The sequence below is a fragment of the Hyphomicrobium sp. genome (assembly GCF_009026145.1).
Classification (GTDB): domain Bacteria; phylum Pseudomonadota; class Alphaproteobacteria; order Rhizobiales; family Hyphomicrobiaceae; genus Hyphomicrobium_A.
Genome location: NZ_WBUE01000017.1, coordinates 33,028 through 56,216 on the forward strand (window position 1 = coordinate 33,028; position 23,189 = coordinate 56,216).

A 23,189-nucleotide genomic window follows, 5' to 3' on the forward strand; every position below is an offset into this window, starting at 1 on the left:
TGACGGCAATCGGCGCGACAAACGGCCGATTTTCCTATATCGGCCTATACAAGGTGGGACGACTAGGACGGGGGACTGAGACATGGCAGCGACGAGGCCCGCATCAAGCTCTCTATGGGGCCGCGCGACCGACTACCTGTTGGGTCGCAACACGCTCATCGGCGTTGCCTCCATCATGCTGCTGCTCATCGCGGGCTTCGCCACCTGGCACGGCATGCGCGACTTCATCATCGGCGTATCGACATCGCCCGCCGCCAGCGCGCAGGAGCTGCCGGGCGGGCTGTCGTTCTCCAACGATTTCCTCGTCATCATCGTTGTCGTCGCCCTCACCTTCCTGATGTGGCTGATGTTGCGCGAGACCTTCGCGCAGGGGCGACGCTTCACCGATCGGCTGGTCACCTTTCCGCTCTACGTATTCCTCGCCATCTGGTCGATCGGCTTCGGCTACGGCTTCTGGTGGAGCCTCATCGCCGGCGAGGAGGCGACGCGCACCGGTCTTGCCGGCCTGCAGCAGGACGCGGGCGATGCGGCGAGCGCCGTCGCTGCGCGGCTCGACGCCGTCAAGGTCGGTCTCGACGGTGTCGTCACCTGGTCGGAAAGCCAGATGAGCCGCGAGGAGACGAGCGGCGGGTCCTGTGGCACCTCGTCGGGCGCCGGCCGCGGTCCGCTGTACAATGCGCGCGTCGGTGTGCGCGACCAGATCGCCTCGTTGCGTGACGGGGTGCAGAACTCGTGGATCGCGCCGGTGCAGGCCGACATCACGTCGCTGCAAAAGAGCGTCGCTTCGCTCGAAGGCGCTACGGTCGCCGAGCGCCAGGCGAGCTTCAATGCCATGGCGAGCAACATCCGCTCGCGCGCCCGCGACATCGCCACCCGCTCCAACGAGCTCGGCAAATCGACCGCCACCGAAATGCGAGCCATCGCGGCCGCGGTCTCCGTGCCGCCCGGGCAGAGCGGCTTTTCCTGCTACGACCCTACTCTGGCGCAGCGCTTGACGCAGGCCGCCGTGCAGGCCGACCAGCCGGCCGTGCTCGAGCTGCGCGAGGCGGCCTTCAACGAGGGACCGGCGGGTGTGGCCAACGCCATCAAGCGTCTGTGGGAGAACATCGGCACCTACCTGTCGAGCCTCGTAGGCTATGTCTCGGGCGAGGCGCCGGAGGCCACCACCAAGACGGGGCAGCCAATCACTGGGCGCGACATGATCGCCCTGCTCGCGACTATCGGCATCGACCTCGGCTTGCTCGCCCTCGCCATCCTCAATCCGCCCCCGCCGGAGAGCAAGCGGCCGTCATCGCAGGTCACCCGCCAGATCCGCGCCGCCATCAACACCGCCATCGAGCGCGCGCCGGGAGCGACGCTGGAGTGGGTACGTCGGCACTTCATCTACCACAAGGAGTCGTCCTACCTCGTCATCCCCAACCTCTACAGTTGTGACCCAAAGAACGAGGAGGAATGCGCCAGGGCGCTGGCCATGAACCAGCTTGCCGGTGTGCTCGACGATTTAAACCTGGTGCGCTGGCCGCAACGCGCCCGTTGGTGGAAGTTCCAGACGGGCGAGCTCGACAAGCTCAAGGCCGAGGAAAGCCAAGCGAGCCAGACCGATCTCACCGACATTCGTAAGCAGTGGATCGAAAAGCGGGGCGGCGAGAAGAGCGAGGACGACATCGCCTTCGAGAAGGCGCAGCCGATCCGCAATCACGGTCTGTTCTCGAAAGCCGAGAAGGCACTGACATTCGCCGGCTGGAGCGAACGGGCCCGCCGGGACATGGAGATCTTTCCGCTCGAGGATGTCGAGGGGCTGACACCCATCCTCATGGTGCTCGCCGATGACGGCACCTTCAAAGCCGAGGAGGAGGCGCAGGCAAAGGCCGCCGCGGCCAAGAAATCGTGGTTCTCGCTCGGCCGCGAAGCTAAGAGCGCGTGAGGGCGCTCAGCGTCCCTGCCACAGCCACACCGTCGCCGCCGCTCCGGCGACCGCGAGGATGTACGACAGCAGCTCCGAGCCGATCCCCAGAATGCCGGCGATGTGGTAGCCCATGAACGAGCCGGCGATGCCGACCAGCGCGTAGGTGATCTCACCGCCGCTGGTGGCGCCGGCCATCTGGCGCCCGAGCCACGTATGACCGTAGCGGATCATGGCGAAGCCGACCGCGGCTCCGAAGACGACGAGCAGGAGAAACGTGCCTAGAGCGCCCATGTGCGCACCTCTCAGCTGGTGGCTGGATGACGACGCGAATCACTCCCCGGCATTCTACCGGAGTTCCAGGCAATGCGGCGGGAAGCAGCAAGTTCGCGCGCCAAACGTGCCCACTGCCCCTGTTGAGGCGCTCTCAGGTGTCATCCTCGGCCTTGTGCCGAGGACCCAACTCTCCGCCTGCTCGGCAAAAAGACCGCGTGCGGCACAGATCGCCCGACCGACCACAACCCGAGCCTCTTGGACCGTGGATCCTCGGCACAGAACCGAGGATGACAGCGTTGGCGGCAGCGATGGTGTGCTCAAGCGCGGTGGTAAGGGTGGCCGGCGAGGATTGTTGCGGCGCGGTAGAGCTGCTCGATCAGCACGGCGCGCGCGAGACCATGCGGCAGCGTCATGGCGCCGAGCGACAGCTTGAGCGCGGCGCCCTGCACGGCTGCGGGCCCGTGTCCGTCCGGGCCGCCGATGAGAAATGCCAAGCCCTTGCAGCCGGAATCGCGTGTTTGCGCAATCCAGCGGGCGAAGGCGTCGCTCGACAGCGCCTTGCCGCCTTCATCGAGCACCACGCGGGCGCCCGCCGCGGCCGTGGCCTTGAGCAGGCGCGCGGCCTCGTCGGCCTTGCGCGCCGCGGCGGTTTCCGCGCGGCTTTCGCTCAGTTCGGAAATGTCGAGCGGGCCGAGGCCGAGTGAGCGCCCGGAAGCGTCGAAGCGCTTCTGATAGCGCTCGCAAAGCTCGCGCTCGGCGTCCTTCAAGCGGCCGACGGCGGCAACGATGAGGCGCATGGCCGCTCCTCCCGCCGGGAGTGCGGGCTCGTTACGTCGCGCCGTCGCGCCGGAGCGCCAGAGGCGGCGTCAGTGGGCGGTCGTCGGTTCGCCCGGCCGGTCCGCCGACCACATCTTCTCGAGGTTATAGAACTCACGCACCTCGTCGCGGAACACGTGGACGATGATGTCGCCGGTGTCGAGCAGAACCCAGTCGCACGCTTCCAGGCCCTCGATGCGTACGCGACCGAGGCCCTTTTCCTTGAGCTTGCGTCCGAGCTGCTCGGCGATCGCCCCGACGTGCCGGTCGGACCGGCCGGTGGCGACCACCATGAAGTCACCGATGGAAGACTTGCCTGCCAGATCGATCGTCACGACGTCCTCGGCCTTGGCCTCATCGAGCCAGCGGACGATTTCTTCGAGCAGGGCGGCCGGCTTCTGTCGTTGCGACAAAAGTTCGGCGTGAGGCGTGCCTTTGCGGGCACCCTCAAGTGCGGTTCGCATCGTGTGCTGGTTGTCCCTTCCTCATGCACCCCTTAGGGCCTGCGCCGTGGCGCTTTGCGCATTTTCAACGCCTGCGACGCTCTTCAGCGGGAGGCATCGAGCCAGCCCACCGAAGCAAAACATAAGGCCTCACCCCGCCCGGCAGCAATAGTTAATGCATGACGGGCGTGTGAAAGCGGCACGCCCGCTTGTAAAAAAGCGTTGTTATTACCGTGCGTTACGCTCGGTATCGCGGCGCAGGGAGGTCGAGGAGGCCTCCGACAGGCGCGTGCTGAGGAGGGTCCAGGCGGGGGGCGCCATGAGCGGGAGCAAGGCCGCGCGGCTTTCCGACACCCGGTGACGGGAGAGGCTGGCTGCGGCGGGCGAAGCCAGGGCCGGGAGCCGCCAGCCGGGCCGATCGACGATGGCCATCGGCACCAGGCGGGCGATCTTGCGCCACTGCTGCCAGCGGTGAAAGCCGGCGAGATTGTCGGCGCCCATCACCCAGACGAAATGTACCCCCGGCAGCCGCCGCGTGACGTGGCGGAGCGTCTCGTAAGTGTATGCGCTGCCGAGCGCGGCCTCGAAACCCGTCACCTTGATGCGCGGGTCGGTGGCGAACAGGCGGCTCGCCGCCACGCGCCGCGCCAGCGAAGGCAGGCCCTCGCCGCTCTTCAGCGGATTACCGGGCGTCACGATCCACCACAGCTGGTCGAGCTTGAGCCGGCGCAATGCCGTGATGGCGCAGGTGGCGTGGCCGGCATGCGGAGGGTTGAAGGTGCCGCCCATCAGGCCGATGCGCTGGCCGGCTAAGGCGAGCGGCACCTCGGTGCGCAGGTCGGCGGAGCTCGGTCGGGGGGATGGTCGGGACATGGCTCTTTGGCGGACGGCGTTGGCAGCGATTGTAGGCGCGCGGGAGCCCGGCGCGAACCCGGCAACCGATTGAATCTTCGCGTGGTCCAAATTCGACATGCAACTCCGGTAACGCCCCGGTCATTATTGCTCTGCCATTGCTGGTGCGACCGGCCGCCGCGGCCAGGAGGCGCGTCATGCGTAGACGGCAGTTTCTGACATTGCTGGCGGGGTCGGCGGCTATCGCGAGCGCTCCCGCATTTGCTGCAGCGGAAAGCCAAGGCAGCTCGCCGGCCATTCCGCATCTGCTCGACAGCTTCTTGAAGCTGCCCGGCAAGAAGAGCGCGCAAGTCGATATCGACGCGCCGAGCAGCCCGTGGCGCGTCACCTCCGATCCCGACGCAGAGCTGTTCTGCGGCAGCTGCTTCAAGACGTTCGTGCTCGCGGCGTACCTGCAGGAGGTCGAGGCAGGGCGCCTTAAAGAGAGCGAGCAGCTCGCCGTCGACGACGCCGTCCGCTCGCCGAGCAGCTCCGTGCTCGAAAATCTCACGGGCACGACGCAGGCGACGAGCGTCCTCGAGGCGATGATCGCGCACAGCGACAACACGGCGACCGACATCGCTTTGCAGCGCGTCACCCCGGCACGTGTGCGCCAGTTCATCGCCGATGCGGGTCTAACGAAGGCTCGCATTCCGGATTCGACGCGCCGCTTCTTCTCCTACGTCGCCGGCGCACCGCCGGGCGAGGACCTCGGCTGGAAGGCGATGAAGGCCCTCGTCGATGACGACAAGCCCGACACCTCGAAGTATCGACCGGCGCTCAATGACGTCGAGACGATGGCCGTGCCGGCTTCCGAGTTCGTCACCTACTACAAGCGCGCACTCTCCGGCGGATTCTTCGAAAAGCCAGAGACGCTGACGGAGTTCAAGCGCATCCAGGCGATGGCCGATGCTATCGCGCTCGTCGTCCCCGCCGATACGCCCGCTTTCATGAAGGGCGGCTCCATCGACTGGAATGGCTTTCATTGCATGGCGATAGCCGGGCAGATGATCGTGCGCGAGACGCCGGTGACATTGGCGCTGCTCCTCAACTGGACGGATGCCGACGGCGACCAGAAGCAGACGGTCGCCGCCTACAAGGATGCCGTCGCCGACGTTCTGAGCAAGGTTCACAAGCGACTGCTGGAGGCGCGCTCTTAAGCCATGCCGAGCGACAATATCCTCGCCTCGATCGTCCTCGCGCTGCTGCTGTTCGCGGCGCCGGCCGGACGCATTGTCGCCGGCGACGCCGAGGATGCGATCCGCGCCACGCTGCTGCAGTGGACCAAGGATTTCAACGCCGGCCATGCCGACGCCGTCTGCCAGCTCTTCTCGCCCGAGCTACGCTACGATTTCCGCGGCTATCCGGAGCGCGACTACGACGACGTGTGCACACGCCTACAGCGCTCGCTGAAGGATGCGAGCAAGCGCTACGCCTATAGCCTCGATATCCGCGAAATCATCGTCGCCGGCGACCTCGCGGTAGTGCGGCTGGCATGGACGCTGACTGTGACGCTGCCCAATGGGCAGACGGTCATCTCCGTCGAGCCGGGCATGGACATATTTCGTAAGGCCCCGGACGGCCAATGGAAAATCATCCGCTACATCGCCTACGAGGCGCCCGAGCGTCCGATAAGCAACGGCGAGTAGAACCCGCGAGGCACTGAAGGAGTTGTTGTTGTTGCGTCTGTTAATGGGTCGATCCCAGGAGGAGTCAAATGAACGCTAGATTGAGCATCGTTGCTGCGCTTGCGATTATGGCCGCCCCGGCCTTCGCGCAGGAGGCGCCCACACCTTCGACGCAGGAAACTGCGCCGAGCACGCAGACAGACCAGATGGCGCCTGCGACGCCCCCGGCCCCGGAAGCGCCCGCGGCGACCGAGCCGGCACCATCGCCTGCCCCTGCCCCGGCCCCTGACAAGGAAGCGGCTGCACCCGCGCCGTCCGGCGACGTGGCCGTCGGCGATCTCAAGGAGTCCGAAGATGACAGCAAGATGGTTGGTCCGCTGAATGCTTCGGTCGACAAGGTCGAGGAGATGGATGTCTACGACGCCAACGGCAAGAAGATCGCCGAGGTCGACTCCGTTCTCGAAGACAAGAATGGCGAGATCAAAGGTGTCGCCATCGAGTACGGCGGCTTCCTCGGCTTCGGCGAGAAGGGTGCTGTTCTGACGCTCGATCAGGTCAAGCAGAAGGATGGCAACATCGCCATCGAATTGACTGAGGACCAGTTGTCCACGCTGCCGGCCTGGGACCAGTAAGCGGTCTGATACAGGATCGTCGCGCGCGGCGCCTCGGCGCCGCGCGCAATCTTCGCCGTCGCCGTAAGGTACTGTTAGACATACGCGCAACTGGTACTTCTTTGAGCAAGCACGCCCATGCGGCATGCATTTGCCGAAGGCATGGGCGAACAATCGGAGCCGCGCGCTGTATTGCAGCGTCACAAACGGCAAGCGTGCTCAATAACTGAGCGCGGCGTCTACGGAACAATTTTGCCGCACCAAAGTCGCACAAGCTTTTATTAGGCACGCGCAGGCAGCTTTGTCGCTGAATTGCAGGCGGCGGAGCCATGGCGGAAACCTCGGAAACATGCACGGGCGAAGTGCGCCCTGGTGGTGCGCGTGAGTCAGCGCGACGCCTGTGGCAGCTCACCGTCGATGGTTGCTCGGCAGCATTCGAAGCCCTGCACAGCAAGGAGCTAGAAAGCGCCCGCGCCGAGGCCGACGCGGCCGCTGCCGACGCCGCTGCTGCCCACGCGCGGTTGCGCGAGGCGCTTGAAATTCTTCCCCAGGGCATTGTGTTCCTCGACAACGAGGGGCGCTACATCCTGTGGAACCAGAAGTACGCCGACATCTACAAGCGCAGCGCCGACCTGTTCAAAGTCGGTATCAAGCTCGAGGACACGCTGCGCATCGGCGTCGCGCGCGGCGACTATCCGGCTGCCAAAGGGCGCGAGGAGGAGTGGATCAGAGAGCGCCTCGAGCTGCTCTACAAGCCGGGCAAGCAGCATGAGCAGGTTCTCGCCGACGGCCGCTGCATCCTCATCGAGGAGCGGCAGACGAGCGACGGCGGTATCATCGGGCTGCGCATGGACATCACCGGCCTCAAGCAGCGCGAGGCGTCGTTCCGCTTGCTGTTCGAGGACAATCCCGTGCCTATGTTCGTGCTGCGGCGCGACACGCGAGCATTCCTCGCCGCCAATGCCGCGGCGCTATCGCACTACGGCTTCGCTCGCGAAGAGCTCCTGGCCATGAGCCTTCACGATTTGCGTGCCGCGCGCGACGAGCCGACCGAGGACGGCGTCGATCCGTCCGAGACCAGCGTCATCACCTCGAAGCACCGCACAAGCAATGGACGCACCATCGACGTCGTCGTGTTCTCCCGTCAGCTGGACTACGAGGGCACGCCCGCGCTGCTCATCGCCGTCATCGACATCACCGAGCGCAGGGAGGCCGAGGCGCGCATTGCGCATATGGCGCATCACGACGCCCTCACCGACCTGCCCAATCGCGTGCTGTTTCGTCAGCATATGGCCGATGCGCTTGCACAGCGCGCGCGCACGGGCAGCCTCGTCGGCGCGCTGTGCATCGACCTCGACAATTTCAAGCTGGTCAACGATACGCTTGGCCATCCGATCGGCGATAAGCTGCTGCAGGACGTCGCCGAGCGCATCAAGCGCGTGACGCGCCAGCGCGACACCGCCGCGCGGCTCGGCGGCGACGAGTTCGCGGTGCTGGTTCCGGAGGTGAAGGCGCCGCAGGAGCTGGCGGTGCTCGCGCAGCGGCTGATCGACGTCGTCAGCGAGCCATATGTTACCGAAGGCCACGTGCTGACGGTTGGTACGACCATCGGCATCGCCGTTGCCCCCACCGACGGCGAGGATGCCGATCGACTGCTGCGCAACGCCGACCTCGCCCTCTACCGCGCCAAGGCCGACGGCAAGTCGACCTTCCGCTTCTTCGAGCCCGAGCTGGACGCGCAGGCGCAGGCGCGCCGCCAGCTGGAGATCGACCTGCGTTGCGCACTCGCTGCCGAGGCGCTGGAGGTGCACTACCAGCCGCTCGTCGATCTCACCAGCCGCGAGGTTGTCGGGTTCGAGGCGCTGCTGCGCTGGCCGCATGCGACGCGCGGCTTTATCCCGCCTTCGGAGTTCGTTCCGCTCGCCGAGGAGACGGGCCTCATCACCCCGCTCGGCAATTTTGTGCTGCGGCGCGCCTGCGCCGACGCCAGCGCGTGGCCCGCCCACATTAAGCTCGCGGTGAACCTTTCGCCCATGCAGTTTCGCGTCGGCAACGTGTTCACCGCCGTCAGCGAGGCGCTGAAGGCTACGGGTCTGGAGCCCGAACGCCTCGATCTCGAGATCACCGAAAGCGTGCTGCTCGATCGTACCGATCAGGTGATCGCGCACCTGCACGCGTTGCGCGCCTTGGGCGTGCGCATCTCGATGGATGACTTCGGCACCGGGTACTCTTCGCTCAGCTATCTGCGCGCCTTCCCGTTCGACAAGATCAAGATCGACCGCTCCTTCGTGCGCGATCTGCCGGGCAACCGACATACTCTGGCGATCGTGCGCGCCATCCTCGGCCTTGCCGCCGGGCTCGACATGAAGGTCGTCGCCGAGGGGATCGAGACGCAAGCCGATCTCGCCTGCCTGGCTGCCGAAGGCTGCGAGGAGGGGCAAGGCTTCTTCTTCAGCGAGGCGCGGCCGCAGAGCGAGGTCTTGAAGCTGCTGGCCGAGACGCCGCGCCGGCAGGTCGCCTAGCTTTCAGCGCTTTCGCTTCTCGCGCTCCAGCAGCGCCCGCTTGCGCGCCGTGCCCCACCGGTAGCCCGACAGCGTGCCGTCGCTGCGCACGGCGCGATGGCAGGGAATGACGACGGCGATCTTGTTGGCGGCGCAGGCGCCGGCCACCGCCCGCACGGCGTCGGGTTGGCCGATGCGCTGGGCGATCTCCGCATAGCTGGCGGTCTTGCCGACCGGGATAGCGCGCAATGCCATCCACACCCGGTGCTGGAAGGCCGTGCCGCGCACGTCGAGCGGCAGATCGAGGCGGCCGTGCGGCGCCTCGATATAGTCGACGACCTTCGCAACGAGCGCCGCGAATTGGCGGTCGCCGACGCGCAGTCGCGCCTTGGGAAAGCGGTCTCGGAGCTCGCGGATAAGAGCATCCTCGTCGTCACCGAGCATGATCGAGCACACGCCCTTGGGGCTGGCTGCGACCATGACCAGGCCGAGCGAGCACGCCGCTGCGGCATAGCGGATGTCGGTGTTGGCGCCGCCGGCGCGAAATTGACTAGGCTTCATGCCCAGCGATTGGGCGGCCGCCGCGTAGAAGCGGCCGCTCGAGTTGAATCCGGATGCGTAGATCGCCTCCGTCACCGATTTGTCCCCCTTCAGCACCTCGCGCACGCGCTTGTTGCGCTGCGCGACAGCATAAGCCTTCGGCGTCACACCGGTGACGGCTTTGAAGACGCGATGAAAGTGATAAGGGCTCATGCCGGCGCCTTGCGCCAGCTCCTCCAGTGTCGGCGATGTCTCGGCCGCTTCGATCTGCCGGCAGGCGTCAACAACCTTCGCGGCGTTGGCATCCTGTGGCGCGGCCTTCGGCGTGCAACGCTTGCAGGGGCGGAAGCCGGCGGCCTCTGCTTCGGCGCATGTGGCGTAGAAGCGCACGTTTTTGCGCAACGGCTTGCGCGCCGGGCATGACGGCCGGCAATAGATGCCGGTGCTCACCACGCCAAGCACGAATGTGCCGTCAAAGGACTTGTCGCGCGCTAGCACCGCCGCCCAGCGGCGATCATAGGCCGATAGCGCGCGGCTGCGCGTTTTGGAGGCTGCAGGAGGCATGGGGCCCATTTTGATGTGTTCCATGCCCCAAACATAGGGTACCTGCCCGGTCCGCACACTCCGATCCTTGCGCTCGAATTCGCGCCGGGGTCCGTCCGCTACTGAGTAGCTGGTGCGGCGCCCTGCTCGGCGACGGTCTTCAGGTTCGCGAGGCCCTTCTCCATCTCGCCGCCGAGCATCTTCTTGCCGTTGAACACGATGCACATCGCCTTCATCAGGAAGTTCTGCTTCCCGCCCATGCTCCAGGTGACGACGGTCTGGTTGCCCTCGGGCTTGAACTCGAACTTCGAGCTGCTCGTGTTCTCGAACGGCTTGGTCATGGCGACACTGATATCGACCAATTCTGCCGGGCGGCTGTCGACAATGGTCATGCGGCCTTCGCCGATCTCGTCGTTGCCGGACCAGGTGAATGCCGCGTCCTTGCCCGCGGCCGGCCCCTCGAATCCGACCTTGACGTTGGGATCGATCTTCGCCCATGGAGACCAGGCGTCCCATTTGTGCAGGTCGTTGACCTGGGCGAACACCTGATCCGCCGGCGCGGCGATGGTCGCCTGCCGCTGGATAAGCAGCTCATCCGGCTGCATCGCGACGTAGCCGGCGAAGGCGGCAATGAGCACGACGATGACCGCCAGAATCTTCTTGAGCATGGCTTCGCTCCCTTGGTGCGCATTTTCTGGAAAGGCGCCACGGCAATCAGGCAATATCGCGGCGCATCTCAGCTGATGCCGACCTACAGTCCGATTGTGACAGGGAAATTGTCCCGCTAGCGGGCGATGCGGCGCGCCTCGGCGCGGTCCCAGGCGTTCTGCTCGGCCGGAGTGCACCACGGATTGCCGTAGTAGCCGAAGCGGCCGTTGAGGCGCGTGCAATCCTTGAGCGGCGGGGGCGAGGCGCGCCAGGCCTTATGGCGGCCTGCGTCGGCCGGCGGGGCGAGCCCGCTCGTCACGGCGAGGAGGAGGGCGATACAAGCCAGCGAACGCAGCATCCGACTACCTCGACTTTGGAGCTCACTTAGGCCTTATCTGGCCGTCCCCGCGCACCACGTACTTGAAGCTGGTCAACTGCTCGACGCCGACCGGGCCGCGGGCGTGCAGCTTGCCGGTGGCGATGCCGATCTCGCCGCCGAAGCCGAACTCGCCGCCGTCGGCGAACTGCGTCGAGGCATTGTGCAGAACGATGGCGGAATCGACTTCGCGCAGGAAACGCTCGGCGGCCGCTTCATTGCCGGTGATGATCGCGTCGGTGTGTTGCGTGCCGTAGCGGGCGATGTGCTCGATGGCGCCGGCTACGCCGTCGACGGTCTTTACGGCAATGATGGCGTCGAGGTGCTCGGTCGCCCAGTCAGCTTCGCTCGCCGGCTTGACCCGCGCATCCGCCGCTTTCGCAGCCTTGTCGCCGCGCACTTCGCAGTCTGCTTCGAGCAGCGCCTTGATAAGAGTCGGCAAGAAGTGCGCTGGCGCGGCGCTGTCGACCAACAGCGTCTCGGTGGCGCCGCACACGCCGGTGCGCCGCATCTTGGCGTTGAGCACCACGCTCACCGCCATGGGAAGATCGGCGTCCTTGTCGACATAGGTGTGGCACAGGCCTTCCAAGTGCGCGAACACCGGCACCCGCGCCTCCTTTTGCACGCGCTCAACGAGGCTTTTCCCCCCGCGCGGCACGATTACGTCGATGGCGCCGCCAAGGCCCGCGAGCATATGGCCGACGGCGGCGCGGTCAGGGGTCGGCACGAGCTGGATCGCCGCCTCGGGCAGGCCCGCACTCTTGAGACCCGAAATGAGTGCCGCGTGGATGGCCAGCGCCGAGTTGAGGCTTTCCGACCCGGCGCGCAGGATCGCCGCATTGCCGGCTTTGAGCGCCAGCGCGCCGGCATCCGCCGTCACGTTGGGCCGGCTCTCGTAGATGATGCCGATGACGCCGAGCGGCACACGCACGCGCTGAAAGGCGAGCCCGTTCGGACGCGTCCATTCGGCGAGCACGGTTCCGACCGGATCGGGCAGCTCGGCGATCTCCTCCACGCCCTTGGCGGTCGCGGCGACGCGCGCCTCATCGAGCAACAGCCGGTCGATGAAGGCCGCAGGGCGTCCCGCCGCACGGGCCGCGGCGAGGTCCTTGGCGTTGGCGGCGAGTATCGCCGGCGTCGCCGCATGCAATGCCTTGGCGGCAGCGCGCAACGCCTGCGTCTTCACCTCCGGTGAGACAAGCGAAAGCGCATGCGCGGCCTGGCGCGCCCGCCGGCCGATGGCCAGCATCGTCTCCTCGGTCGAAGCGTCGATGCGCTCGGGCTTGTTCATGCGCTCACTTCCGGTGCAGGGCCATGTCGTCGCGATGGATCAGCTCATCGCACCGCGACACCCCCAATATAGTGGCGATCTCGGAGCTTTTCCTGCCGATGATACGCTCGGCGTCGAAGCGCGCATAGGCGATTAGGCCGCGCCCGAGTTCGCGGCCGTCAGGGGCGCGGATGACCACAGCATCGCCGCGGTCGAAATTGCCCTCGACGCGGGCGACGCCGGCCGGCAGCAGGCTCTTGCCCGCCGCCAGCGCCTTCTCGGCGCCGGCATCGACGTGCACCTGCCCCTTGGGCTCGAGCTGGCCGGCGATCCAGCGCTTACGCGCCGTCATCGGATCGGAGTGGGCGAGGAACCACGTGCACGGCGCACCTTCGCCGATCGAGCGCAGCGGGTTCATCACCTTGCCGCTGGCGATGACCATGTGCGTGCCGCCGCCGAGGGCGACCTTCGCGGCCTCGACCTTGGTGCGCATGCCGCCCTTCGACAGCTCGGTGCCGACGTCGCCCGCCATTGCCTCGATCTCCGGCGTAATGGCAGTGACGACGTCGAGGCGCGTGGCATTGGCGTCGACATTGGGCGGCGCCGTATAGAGCCCGTCGATATCCGACAACAGCACCAGGCAATCGGCCGACACCATGGAGGCGACGCGCGCCGACAGGCGGTCGTTGTCGCCGTAGCGGATCTCGGTCGTCGCCACGGTGTCGTTCTCATTCACGACGGGCACGGCCTTGAGATCGAGCAGGGTCTCGATGGTGTGGCGCGCATTGAGATAGCGGCGGCGCTCCTCGGTATCGCCGAGGGTGAGAAGAATCTGTGCCGCGACCAGCCCGCGGGCGCGCGCCATGTCCTGATAGGCGTGGGCGAGGCTGATCTGCCCCACCGCTGCCGCGGCCTGGCTCTGCTCTAATTCGAGCGTCCCCTTGGGCAGCTTCAGGGTGTGGCGGCCGAGCGCGATGGCGCCAGAGGAGACGAGCACCACCTGCTTGTCCTGCGCGGTGAGCGCCGCCACGTCGTCGAGCAGCGAGGCGAGCCAGTCGGCTTTCAGCGTGCCCGTCGCCCGGTCGGTTAGCAGCGCCGAGCCGATCTTGACGACGATGCGGCGGGCATTGGTCCACTCGGCGCGCGCGGCGCCGGTCGCGGTTGTTTTTGCTTGCGGTTTCATGGCTTGCGCTTTGGCGCCGGTGCTCCGGTGAGGCTCAAGGCACGCCTGATAGCCCAGCCGCGCCAAAAGCGGTAGCCTCGCCGAAAAAACAGGGGCCCTCCCGGCCCTCATTAGCGTGGCGCTCATAAACAGGCGGTTGCTCCGGAGCACGGAGTGGCTCGCGCACGCGATTGAGGGAGCCCCAATGCATAAATGCCCGCACACGCATATCCTTGCGCTCACAACCGTACTTCTGACGGCGTCCTTGGCGGTCCATGCGTGGGCCGGCGCCATGGCCCCCGACGGTCCGCCGCCGACCCTCGTCCTGAAAGGGCACGCGGCCGATCTCGCCGGTGCCGCGTTCAGCCCCGAAGGTAGCAAGGTGGTGACGGCTTCCAGTGATGGCACGTCGCGCGTATGGGATGCCGCGACCGGCGCCATCATCGCAGTCCTCAAGGGCCATGAGGAGGCTGTGCGCAGCGCCGCATTCAGTCCGGACGGCAAGCGTATCGTCACCGCCTCGCGTGATGGCAGCGCTCGCATCTGGGATGCGGCCTCAGGCGCCGAGCTGGTTATGCTGGCCGGCCATGCCGGCATGTTGGAATACGCCGCTTGGAGCCCCGACGGCAGCCGCGTCGTCACCGCCTCGCGCGACAAGCGGGCAACCGTTTGGGATGCGGCAACGGGCAAGGTCGTCGCCGAGCTCATGGGGCACAAAAGCCCGGTGATGCGCGCTGCATTCAGCCCCGACGGGAGCCGCATCGTCACCGCCTCGACCGACAAGACGGCACGCGTGTGGGATGCGCTGACGGGCGCCGCCATCGCGACCCTTGAAGGCCACCAGCGCATGGTGCTTGGTGCAGCGTTCAGCCCCGACGGGCAGAAGGTCGTGACGGCAGGCAGCGACGAGATCGCCGCAGTGTGGGACGCCAAGTCCGGTGCGCGCCTCGCCTCGCTCGCCGGTCACGAGCGTGGCGTGCTGCACGTCGCGTTCAGCCCCGATGGAACCAAGATCGTGACCACCTCGAGCGATCGGACGGCGCGAGTTTGGGATGCGCGCACGGGTGCTCTGTTGCTGACGCTTTCCGGTCACGGGCGCCCGGTGATGGGCGGCGAGTTCAGTCCCGACGGGAAGCTGGTCGTGACGGCCTCGCACGACAAGAAGGCACGCCTCTGGGACGCCGCGACCGGTTCCCTGCTGGCCGCGCTATCAACCGACGGCAGCGAGGTGCAGACCGCGGCCTTCAGCCCCGACGGTAAGCGCATCGTCACCGCCTCGTTCGACGGTGTGGCCCGCGTTTGGGATATCAGTGCATTGGGCGGCGCACGCTGAGGTGCGCTTGCGCCTTCAGGCAGTCGCGCGGCGCACGTCGAGCGCCAGCAGTGTCAGGCTGATACCCTGCAGGAGCAGCGCGGCACCGACGATGGTGCCGAGCGTCCAACCGGCCGACGAAGGCAAGTCGAACAGGATCAGCAGCCCAGCGACGATCGAGATCACCGCCGACAGGATCAGCCAGCGGCGGCCGCTCGCGTCGCCGACGCCCCCGCCAACCATCAGCGAGGTGATGCCCTGGGCGACCAGCGTCACGGCGATGACCATCGTCAGCGAGACGAGGCCCAGCGTTGGATAGAGGAAGATGAGCACGCCGCCGACGATGAAGATGATGCCGCCCAGCATCTGCCAGGTTGCGTGGCTCCAGTCGCCGGCGCGGATGCCGTGCATGAGCTGCAACACGCCCGCCGCCACCATCGCCGCGGCGATCCAGATCTCGGTGGTCAGCGAGGCGGTTACGACGCCCATCGGCGTCGTCAGGATGAGGAAGCCGAACAGCACGAGCACGATGCCGAGGGCGAGCAGCCAGCCCCAGCTCTGATGCAGCTTTCCGCGCAAACCTGTCGTCTCGGTCATGGGTAGGGTCCCCGCCAGCCTTCTGTTGCCAGCCGGACTAGCACGCCATCTGCCTATTTTTTGCTAACCGGGAGCGCGGCGAGGACATGCCGCGCTGCCGTGGCGCCGGCAAGGATGGCCCCCGTATAGCCGCCGCTGCCGGCGTACGAGGAGGCGAGGAACAGCCGGTCGACGGGCGTTCTGGGCGAGCGGCCCGAGCCCTGCCAAATCGGCCCCGTGGGGGGCGTAGGGGCAAACCCGTACACCGCGCCGTCGGGCGCGTTGAGGTAGCTGCTGATCGAGCTGGCCGTGCTGAAAACGGAGCTGACGACGCTTCCTGCAAAGCCCGGGTAGACGCGATCGAGCCCCGCGACCAGAGCCTTCGCCCAGCGATCGCGCTTCTCCTCATAGGATGCGGCGTCCAAGTCTTGCCAGTTCGCCAGCCTGTCGGCACCGACCACCGACACGGGGAACGGCGGCCCGCCGAGGCCGCTGTCGATCGCCGAGTAGTTGACGACGGCGATCGGCGGCAGGGCTTCGCCGGGCAGCTCTGCCAGAATGGCGGCGCCGCGCCGATAGTCTCTGAGCGTCCGCATCCACTCCGGAAGCAGCATCGTCGAGTAGGCGGCCATCCCGAATTCGGCCGGTCGCTGCGCGATGCCGAAGGTCGCCGAGAACAGCGAGATCGATAGCGGCCGTTCGGCGTAGGGCGCAGAGAAGGCCTGCCGCTTCGTTTGCGGCAGCATGCTCGCTACCGCAGCCGGGGCGGCATTGCTGACGATGACGCGCCCACGCGCCTCTGCGCGTCCGCCTCCCTTGCCCTCATGCGCCACGCCAATCGGAAGGCCGTTGGCGTCGAGCAGGATTTCGGTGACGCGGCGGTGCAGGACAAGCTCGCCGCCGGCCGTCCTCAGCGCGCGTGCCAGCGCGTTACTCAGGCGCTGCGATCCGCCTTGAATGTAGCGGCTGCCGGATGCGATGTAGCCGCCCTGCGCGACCGCGAACAGGATCCACCACAGCGTATCGGGATTGTCGTGCCAGTAGAGCACGTTGGCGGCGAGTGCACACTTGGCGGCCTCATCCTCGCCGAAGGCCCGCTGCAGCCGCTCGGAGAGCGAGCCTCGCCAGCCGCTCACCACGGGGCCCAGCTTGAGTAGGGCCGAGAGCCCCGCCAAGGGGTCGTCGAACGCGGCGCGGCCTCTGCTCAACACGCCTAATCCGGTGGCGATGCGCTCCATATCGGAGAGCACCTCGCCTATTCCGGTCCGCAGCGCAGGAAAGCGCTCGATGAGCGCCGCGCGCGTGTCCCTAAAGCCCTCGGGGAGCACGAACGACGGACCGAGCGGGCCGCCGCGCGCTTCGTACACGCTACCCGTGGGGACCCAGGCGACTTTGTCGAGGACACCCAGGTCCTCGAGGATATGGTGCTTGGGATCGACAGGATCTTCGGGATTAGACGTCTCGTGCAGCGAGGCCTCGACGACGAGGTCGCCGGATTTGTAGGTCGAGGCGGCACCGCCGACGCCGTAGTTGCGCTCGACGAGCAGCGTCTTGCATCCTGTTTTGGCCAGCATTGCAGCTGCCGTAAGGCCGCCGAGGCCGGCGCCGATGACAATGACGTCGTATTGAGTGCTCATGCCGCCTGTTGCGCCTCGCCAACCCCTCTACTGCTACTTGCTTAATCCAGGTGGCAGACCGGCGGTAGTCGGCGCGTATCGGTGTGCTGGTTGGCGCTGTCAGCTCGCAATGGCGTCCTTGGCCGTATGTGCGGCGATGAAGGCGGTCATCTGATCGGCCGGCAATGGTCGCGAGAACAAATAGCCCTGCAGCTGGTCACAGCCCGACGTCTGCAGCCAGCGCTGCTGCTCCACCGTCTCGACCCCTTCGGCGGTGATGGTCAGATCGAGATCCTGGCCGAGTTTGATGATCGAGGCGAGGATGACAGAGCTGTCCAGCGGCTCGCCGGCGCCGTCGATGAAGCTGCGATCGATCTTCAGCTTGTCGAAGCCGAAGCGGCGCAGGTACTGCAAGCCCGAATAGCCGGTGCCGAAATCGTCGAGCGCCACCTTTACGCCGAGCGCCTGCAACCCGCGCATCTGCTCGTTGGCGCGCTTCTCGTCGGCGAGCAACACGCTTTCGGTGATCTCGATCTCCAGACGCTCGGCGGGGAACTGGCTGTCCCCGAGCACGTCGCGCACCACTCCCACCACATCGCCATGATGGATCTGCGAGGCCGACACGTTGACGGCGACGTTGATGCCGGGCCACGCCTTGCCGTCCTCGACGGCGCGACGCAACACGTGCTCGCCGATGTTCTGGATGAGCCCCGTCTCCTCGGCCAGCGGAATGAAGATCTCCGGCGATATGGGGCCGAGAGTGGGGTCCGTCCAGCGCGCCAGTGCCTCGACACCCAACACGCGTCTGCCGCTCGCATCCATCAGCGGCTGATAGAAGACGTTGATAGAGCCCTCGGCAACGGCACTTCGCAGAGCCATTTCCAGCATGCGGCGGTAGGTGACCTCGGCATCCATTTCCGGCGCAAAGGCGACCACCGTCTCCCCGGCCTCTTCCTTGGCCTTTTCAACCGCAAGCTCGGCTCGGCGCAACAGCTCATCTCCCGTATCGCCGTCGCGCGGACCGATCGCATAGCCGACCGAGACCGTGGCAAAGACGCGCGTGCCGCCATCGAGGTCGAACGGTTCTGCCAGCGCCGTCAAAGCGTCGGTGGCCAGCTCAGCGGCGGCCTTGTCGTCGAGGCCTGGCACCAGCATTACGAAGCTATCGCCGTCGGGCCGTGCAACGATGCCACCGGCACCGACGAGGCTCTGCAAGCGCCTGGCGACGGCGATGAGCACGCCATCGCCGACGGCATTGCCGAATGCGTCGTTGATCGACTTGAATTGATCGATATCGATCGACAGGACCCCGAGCGTCGACTTATCGCCTTGGATACCGTCGAGCAGGCGAGCAAACGCCTCGCGCAGCGCAACGCGGTTGGGCAGGCCGGTTAATGCATCCGTGCGCGCCGCGAGCGTCGCGTGCTCCTCGCTCTGCAGGATTTGCTTGGCCTGCCACTTGCCCCAGAGGATTAGAATATAGGTAAGGGCAGCGATCAGGATCAGCGAAATGCCGAGACCCGGCGCCACGCGCCGGATGAACTCCAGGCCGGGACGGTCCTTGCGCCAGGCGAGAGTGCCCACGGGAGCCCCGTCGAGCGATTTGACAACGTTGCTGGCGTCACCGGCCGGCGTCTCGTGCGTCACCCATTGCAGATCGCGAAAGCCGAAGTTTGCGCCCAGCCGCCTGGTGAACTCCTTGTCGATATCCTCGACGGCGACGAGCAGCATCGGCGGCTCGGTGACGTCGGAGCGATAGCCCCGGTCAGGCACGATGGTCGAGACGACGACGGTCGCCGGCCGGCCGCGGATGCTTCTGACATCGGCGACGGCCCGGTGCTGCAGCATGCTTCCATTGCCGAGCGGCACGTCGGTCACGACCACATTGTAATCGGCCGGCATCGATTGAGGAACTCGCACGGCCTTGAGCAGATCCTTGAGTCCTCCGCCGATGCTGGCAAAACTCGAGGACGCCGACTGATCGCTCGGCACGAAGCCGAAGACTGGCGTGTCGTCGCTGGCGAGCACGTAGATGCGGTCGTAGCCGAGAATCTGGCTGAGATAGATGCCGTAGAACGAGCGTATCCAGGACGTGTCGTGCTCGCGCGTCTTGTTGTACGCCTCGGTCCATACGGTCTGAATGCGCAGCTCGCGCGCCAGCGACAGCCCATGCTGATCGATAGCGTGCTCGATCGTCTCGCGCTGGCGGCTCAGAGCGATAGCATCGGCTTCACGCGCGCCGATCACCAGCGACGCCAGCACAATGCCGATCGACGCGGCCGCGAGGGCCGCGATCGGCAGGGTCACGAATGTGGTGGTCCGCTTCTGCAATCGGCTCACCCGGCGCGGTGCGTGCGTTCCCTATCGCTAAACGCGAAACTCGGCGTGGGCGCTGAACAAGCGGTAATTGCTGGGAAAAAGCCTGTCGGCGCGGTGAGCGGTTCGTTAACAAGTCGCCGAAGTCGGCCCCAAACGGGACACGTCCGAAGGTCGAAGATACATTGATCGTTAAGGGTGCCAGCGCGCCCTTGCCGCATGCGCCTCGGCGGCGTCGTCCTTTTTGGCGCGGCCGATCTCGCGGGCAAGGGCGAACAGCGCCTCGCGCACGCCTTCCCCCGAAACCGCCGACAGGACGAGCGGTTTCTTCTTCGCCGCCTTCTTCAAGGCTTCGGCGCGAGCCTGAAGCGTCTCGGCATCGACAGCGTCGCATTTCGACAGCGCGACGATCTCCTTCTTCTTGTCGAGCCCCGCGCCATAGGCCTTCAGCTCGCGGCGCACCGTGCGATAGGCGTGCACCACGTCCTCCTCGGTCGCATCGACGAGGTGCAAGAGAACTTTGGTGCGCTCGACATGACCGAGGAAGCGCGTGCCGATGCCGGCACCCTCGCTGGCGCCCTCGATAAGCCCGGGAATATCGGCGAGCACGAAGTCGATGTCGCCGGCGCGCACCACGCCGAGGTTCGGGTGCAGCGTCGTGAAAGGATATGCGGCGATCTTCGGCTTTGCCGCGCTCACCGCCGCGAGGAATGTCGACTTGCCGGCGTTCGGCATGCCGACGATGCCGGCGTCGGCGATCAGCTTCAGACGCAGCCAGATGGTCAGCTCCTCGCCCGGCTGGCCGGGGTTGACGCGGCGCGGCGCCTGGTTGGTCGAGGTCTTGAAGTGGGCGTTGCCGAAGCCGCCGTTGCCGCCCCTGGCCAGCAGCGCGCGCTCGCCCGGCTTGGACAGATCGGCGAGCAGCGTCTCTTGATCCTCGGCGAAGATCTGGGTTCCGGGTGGCACCTTGATGATGCAGTCGGCACCATTGGCGCCGGCGCGGTTCTTGCCGGCCCCGTTGCCACCCTTCTTCGCCTTGAAGTGCTGCTGGTAGCGGTAATCGATCAGGGTGTTGAGATTGTCGACGCACAGGGCCCACACATCGCCGCCCTTGCCGCCGTCGCCGCCGTCGGGGCCACCGAACTCGATGAACTTCTCGCGCCGGAACGACAGCGAGCCGTCGCCGCCGGCGCCCGAGGCGATATAGATCTTGGCCTGGTCGAGAAATTTCATCGCGCGCTTCTCCGCCAGCCGCCGAGCAGAGGGCGGCGGCGCGCGTATCTTATCGTCGGCACCTCGCTTTGCCGCGCTTCACACCATTGCGCGCCATTGCCGATGCGCCGGAAGCCTAGCTTGGCGATGACGCGCGCCGAGGCCGGGTTGTCGAAGAAGTGGCCGCAGGTGAGGCGGCGGAGGCCCAATTCGCCGAAGCAATAGGCCATCAGCGTGCCGGCCGCCTCGGTGGCATAGCCGTTGCCCCACCACGGCTTGCCGATCCAGTAGCCGATCTCGGCCTGTGCCGGCTCGCCGGCGATGTAGCCGACGGCGCCGATCAGCTCGCCGTCCTTCTCGACGCCACGCACGAACTCGTCGTCGCCGATGGAGGCGATCCACAAATCGGCGTCGATCAGCGAGTAGGGATGCGGGATGCGCGAGGTCATGCGCGCCACGTCCCAGTCGCCGGCAAGCGCGGCAATGCGGCCCGCGTCGCGGGCATCGATGGGGCGGTAGGTCAGACGTGGCGAGCGCATATGCACCGCGCTCCGATCTCATCCGGCAATTTCAAGCTGCCGGCGGGCCATGAAAAAGGGGGACGCCGCGACATCCCCCTTGCAATACCTTGGGCGGATTGCCGCGAGCTTACTCGGCCGTCTCGCTCTCACTGCCGCGTACCGACACGTAGACGCGGCCGTTGCGCTTGGTGTTGAACTCCACGGCGCCCTCGACGACGGCGAAGATCGTGTGGTCCGTCCCCATGCCGACGCCGGTGCCCGGGTGCCACTGGGTGCCGCGCTGGCGTACCAGGATGTTGCCGGGGATGACGCGCTCACCGCCGAAGCGCTTCACGCCGAGCCGCTTGGAGTGCGAGTCGCGGCCGTTCTTGGACGAGCCGCCTGCTTTCTTTTGTGCCATCGATCAGATCCTCGAATTACGCTGGCTGCCGCTTAGGCGCCGACAATGCTCTTGATGCGGACCGTGACGAGGTCCTGGCGGTGGCCGCGTTTGCGGCGTGAATTCTTGCGGCGGCGCTTCTTGAAGGAGATGACCTTGGGGCCGCGCGTGTGCTCGACGAGCTCGCCCACGACCTTGGCGCCGGAAACGAGCGGGGTGCCGAACTTGGGCGTGTCGCCGCCGATCATGAGGACCTCGGCGAACTCGACCTTGGCGCCGGCGTCGCCGGCGATCTTCTCGATGGTGATGACGTCGTCAGCAGCAACACGGTACTGCTTGCCGCCCGTCTTGATGACAGCGTACATGGCTATTCCTTCTTGCGTTTCCGCGCCCTATGGCGCCGCAGGCGAGCTGCGGACTTTATGAGATCGCCTCGTCGAGACGGGCGAACAGGCCTCGGGCAGCGCATTGCGCGCCCCGGTTGAGGGGGCGCGAGAAGGCGGGTTTATCGTCGAAGGCCTGCAGATTGTCAATCCGGCTCGGCATTTTGGCCCCCGGTGCGGCACACGACCAGATCCTAGAAATGATCGCCTATTCTACCCAGATCATGGCATGGCGGACCTGACCTCCGCGTGCCGAAGCGGAAGCGATGCAACCCTTAGATCCCATACCCGTCCACGACGTTGGCGCCGCCTACCCGCTGGAAACGCTAGGCCTCGAGACCGCGCGCGCCAACGCCCTGATCGACGGCGCCACGCGCGGCGTGCCGCGCACCGCCCTGCGCGCCCTCGATGCCGTCTCGCGCCGCTGGCTGGCCAAGCAGGACAGCGTGCACCTGGGTGAGATCGATGCCATTGCCGCTCAGCTGGGGCGCCCCGGCGCCTACTTTCTGTCCGTCAACTACGAGTGGGGCTGCACCTGCCGGGTCGCACCGTCACCGGAGGGGACAAGTGCCCGCCTCGTGCGCGTGCTCGATTGGGTGACGCACGGCCTCGGCCGCTACGTCATCGCGGCGCGCGTCGCCGGCGCCGCCGGACCGTTCGTGACGCTCACCTGGCCCGGCTACACCGGCGTGTTGCAGGCCATGGCGCCGGGGCGCTTTTCAGCGGCGCTCAACCAGGCGCCGATGCGCCGGCCGCTCGGCCAGTTCCATCTCGACTGGGCCGTCGGCCGCCACCGCGTGTGGCGCATGCCGCACTTAACGCCCGCGCACCTCTTGCGCGAGGTGTTCGAGACAGCACCCTCGTTCGCCGATGCCAAGCGCATGCTCGCCGAGCGGCCGATCTCGACCCCGGCCATCTTCTCGCTCGCCGGGCTCAAGCCCGCGGAGACCGCCGTGATCGAGCGTACCGAGGACGAGGCGCGCGTGCATGAAGGTATCAACGCTGCCGCCAACCACTGGCAGACGCCCGGCTGGCGGGGGCACACGCGCGGCAACGACAGCGCCGGCCGCGCGCGCCAGATGCACTGCGTGTCGACGGCGCTCGATCCGGGCTTCGGCTGGTTGATACCGCCGGTCCTCAACTGGAATACGCGCCTCGCCATGGTGGCCGACGCGCGCGAGGGGCGGCTCATCGCGCAAGGCTACGAGGTGGCAGGGCGCACGAGCACGCCGGCGACGGCGCCGCTCGAGCTTTCCACTTGAGCGA

At 66.6% G+C, this 23,189-nt stretch carries 23 protein-coding genes; 7 read left to right on the forward strand and 16 right to left on the reverse strand.

What is annotated here, in order from left to right; genetic code table 11:
- The first annotated feature begins 82 nt into the window (after positions 1-82).
- Positions 83-1,924: a hypothetical protein gene (locus F9K20_RS13460; RefSeq protein WP_291002579.1), complete on the forward strand. Its 1,842-nt coding sequence runs from the start codon at positions 83-85 to the stop codon at positions 1,922-1,924.
- Positions 1,925-1,930: 6 nt separating this feature from the next.
- Here the strand turns inward: F9K20_RS13460 and F9K20_RS13465 are convergent, their stop codons facing one another.
- The 4 genes from F9K20_RS13465 to F9K20_RS13480 all read right to left on the reverse strand — a co-directional run bounded on the left by F9K20_RS13465 (position 1,931) and on the right by F9K20_RS13480 (position 4,311).
- Positions 1,931-2,197, reverse strand: a complete 267-nt coding sequence (locus tag F9K20_RS13465; protein ID WP_291002582.1) for a transglycosylase — start codon at positions 2,195-2,197, stop codon at positions 1,931-1,933.
- A gap of 299 nt (positions 2,198-2,496) precedes the next feature.
- The gene (rlmH, locus tag F9K20_RS13470; protein ID WP_291002585.1) at positions 2,497-2,976 is read right to left on the reverse strand and encodes a 23S rRNA (pseudouridine(1915)-N(3))-methyltransferase RlmH; all 480 of its coding nucleotides are present in this window, start codon (positions 2,974-2,976) and stop codon (positions 2,497-2,499) included.
- 69 nt (positions 2,977-3,045) lie between these two features.
- Positions 3,046-3,459, reverse strand: coding sequence for a ribosome silencing factor (gene rsfS / locus F9K20_RS13475; protein WP_291002588.1), 414 nt, complete (start codon positions 3,457-3,459; stop codon positions 3,046-3,048).
- Between the two features lie 207 nt (positions 3,460-3,666).
- Positions 3,667-4,311, reverse strand: a complete 645-nt coding sequence (locus tag F9K20_RS13480) for a nicotinate-nucleotide adenylyltransferase (protein WP_291002591.1) — start codon at positions 4,309-4,311, stop codon at positions 3,667-3,669.
- A 176-nt stretch (positions 4,312-4,487) separates the two neighbouring features.
- On the opposite strand from F9K20_RS13480, the gene F9K20_RS13485 reads away from it, so the two are divergent.
- The 4 genes from F9K20_RS13485 (at position 4,488) to F9K20_RS13500 (ending at position 9,090) form a co-directional block, all read left to right on the forward strand.
- Positions 4,488-5,489 carry a serine hydrolase gene (locus F9K20_RS13485; RefSeq protein WP_291002594.1) on the forward strand — a complete coding sequence of 334 codons (1,002 nt, stop codon included), beginning with the start codon at positions 4,488-4,490 and terminating at the stop codon, positions 5,487-5,489.
- A gap of 3 nt (positions 5,490-5,492) precedes the next feature.
- Positions 5,493-5,978, forward strand: coding sequence for a nuclear transport factor 2 family protein (locus tag F9K20_RS13490; RefSeq protein ID WP_291002597.1), 486 nt, complete (start codon positions 5,493-5,495; stop codon positions 5,976-5,978).
- Between the two features lie 68 nt (positions 5,979-6,046).
- Positions 6,047-6,589, forward strand: a complete 543-nt coding sequence (locus tag F9K20_RS13495) for a PRC-barrel domain-containing protein (protein ID WP_291002600.1) — start codon at positions 6,047-6,049, stop codon at positions 6,587-6,589.
- Positions 6,590-6,897: 308 nt separating this feature from the next.
- Positions 6,898-9,090 (forward strand): EAL domain-containing protein, encoded by a 2,193-nt coding sequence (locus F9K20_RS13500; RefSeq protein WP_291002602.1) that lies wholly within the window; start codon positions 6,898-6,900, stop codon positions 9,088-9,090.
- 3 nt (positions 9,091-9,093) lie between these two features.
- Here the strand turns inward: F9K20_RS13500 and ada are convergent, their stop codons facing one another.
- The 5 genes from ada to proB all read right to left on the reverse strand — a co-directional run bounded on the left by ada (position 9,094) and on the right by proB (position 13,629).
- On the reverse strand, positions 9,094-10,173 hold the full coding sequence (gene ada / locus F9K20_RS13505) for a bifunctional DNA-binding transcriptional regulator/O6-methylguanine-DNA methyltransferase Ada (protein WP_291002734.1): 1,080 nt from the start codon (positions 10,171-10,173) through the stop codon (positions 9,094-9,096).
- A 98-nt stretch (positions 10,174-10,271) separates the two neighbouring features.
- Positions 10,272-10,820: an SRPBCC family protein gene (locus F9K20_RS13510; protein ID WP_291002605.1), complete on the reverse strand. Its 549-nt coding sequence runs from the start codon at positions 10,818-10,820 to the stop codon at positions 10,272-10,274.
- Between the two features lie 116 nt (positions 10,821-10,936).
- Positions 10,937-11,158, reverse strand: a complete 222-nt coding sequence (locus tag F9K20_RS13515; protein WP_291002608.1) for a hypothetical protein — start codon at positions 11,156-11,158, stop codon at positions 10,937-10,939.
- A 22-nt stretch (positions 11,159-11,180) separates the two neighbouring features.
- Positions 11,181-12,467: a glutamate-5-semialdehyde dehydrogenase gene (locus tag F9K20_RS13520; protein WP_291002611.1), complete on the reverse strand. Its 1,287-nt coding sequence runs from the start codon at positions 12,465-12,467 to the stop codon at positions 11,181-11,183.
- Between the two features lie 4 nt (positions 12,468-12,471).
- A complete protein-coding gene (gene proB, locus F9K20_RS13525) occupies positions 12,472-13,629 on the reverse strand; it encodes a glutamate 5-kinase (protein ID WP_291002614.1) in 1,158 nt (385 codons plus the stop codon).
- A gap of 184 nt (positions 13,630-13,813) precedes the next feature.
- Between proB and F9K20_RS13530 the strand changes: the two genes are divergently transcribed.
- Positions 13,814-14,941 carry a WD40 repeat domain-containing protein gene (locus F9K20_RS13530; protein ID WP_291002617.1) on the forward strand — a complete coding sequence of 376 codons (1,128 nt, stop codon included), beginning with the start codon at positions 13,814-13,816 and terminating at the stop codon, positions 14,939-14,941.
- 15 nt (positions 14,942-14,956) lie between these two features.
- Here F9K20_RS13530 and F9K20_RS13535 read toward each other — a convergent pair whose 3' ends face one another.
- The 7 genes from F9K20_RS13535 to rplU all read right to left on the reverse strand — a co-directional run bounded on the left by F9K20_RS13535 (position 14,957) and on the right by rplU (position 21,905).
- The gene (locus tag F9K20_RS13535; protein WP_291002620.1) at positions 14,957-15,517 is read right to left on the reverse strand and encodes an HdeD family acid-resistance protein; all 561 of its coding nucleotides are present in this window, start codon (positions 15,515-15,517) and stop codon (positions 14,957-14,959) included.
- A gap of 53 nt (positions 15,518-15,570) precedes the next feature.
- The gene (locus F9K20_RS13540) at positions 15,571-17,133 is read right to left on the reverse strand and encodes an NAD(P)/FAD-dependent oxidoreductase (RefSeq protein WP_291002623.1); all 1,563 of its coding nucleotides are present in this window, start codon (positions 17,131-17,133) and stop codon (positions 15,571-15,573) included.
- Between the two features lie 99 nt (positions 17,134-17,232).
- Complete coding sequence (locus tag F9K20_RS13545) at positions 17,233-19,443, reverse strand: EAL domain-containing protein (protein ID WP_291002626.1); 2,211 nt, start codon at positions 19,441-19,443, stop codon at positions 17,233-17,235.
- A gap of 177 nt (positions 19,444-19,620) precedes the next feature.
- Complete coding sequence (obgE, locus tag F9K20_RS13550; RefSeq protein ID WP_291002629.1) at positions 19,621-20,661, reverse strand: GTPase ObgE; 1,041 nt, start codon at positions 20,659-20,661, stop codon at positions 19,621-19,623.
- Positions 20,658-21,179, reverse strand: a complete 522-nt coding sequence (locus F9K20_RS13555) for a GNAT family N-acetyltransferase (RefSeq protein WP_291002632.1) — start codon at positions 21,177-21,179, stop codon at positions 20,658-20,660. Before F9K20_RS13555 ends, obgE begins: the two co-directional genes overlap by 4 nt.
- 109 nt (positions 21,180-21,288) lie before the next feature.
- Positions 21,289-21,561, reverse strand: a complete 273-nt coding sequence (gene rpmA, locus F9K20_RS13560) for a 50S ribosomal protein L27 (protein WP_291002635.1) — start codon at positions 21,559-21,561, stop codon at positions 21,289-21,291.
- Between the two features lie 32 nt (positions 21,562-21,593).
- Positions 21,594-21,905 carry a 50S ribosomal protein L21 gene (gene rplU, locus F9K20_RS13565; RefSeq protein WP_291002638.1) on the reverse strand — a complete coding sequence of 104 codons (312 nt, stop codon included), beginning with the start codon at positions 21,903-21,905 and terminating at the stop codon, positions 21,594-21,596.
- Between the two features lie 284 nt (positions 21,906-22,189).
- On the opposite strand from rplU, the gene F9K20_RS13570 reads away from it, so the two are divergent.
- On the forward strand, positions 22,190-23,185 hold the full coding sequence (locus F9K20_RS13570; RefSeq protein WP_291002641.1) for a hypothetical protein: 996 nt from the start codon (positions 22,190-22,192) through the stop codon (positions 23,183-23,185).
- Positions 23,186-23,189: the final 4 nt, after the last annotated feature.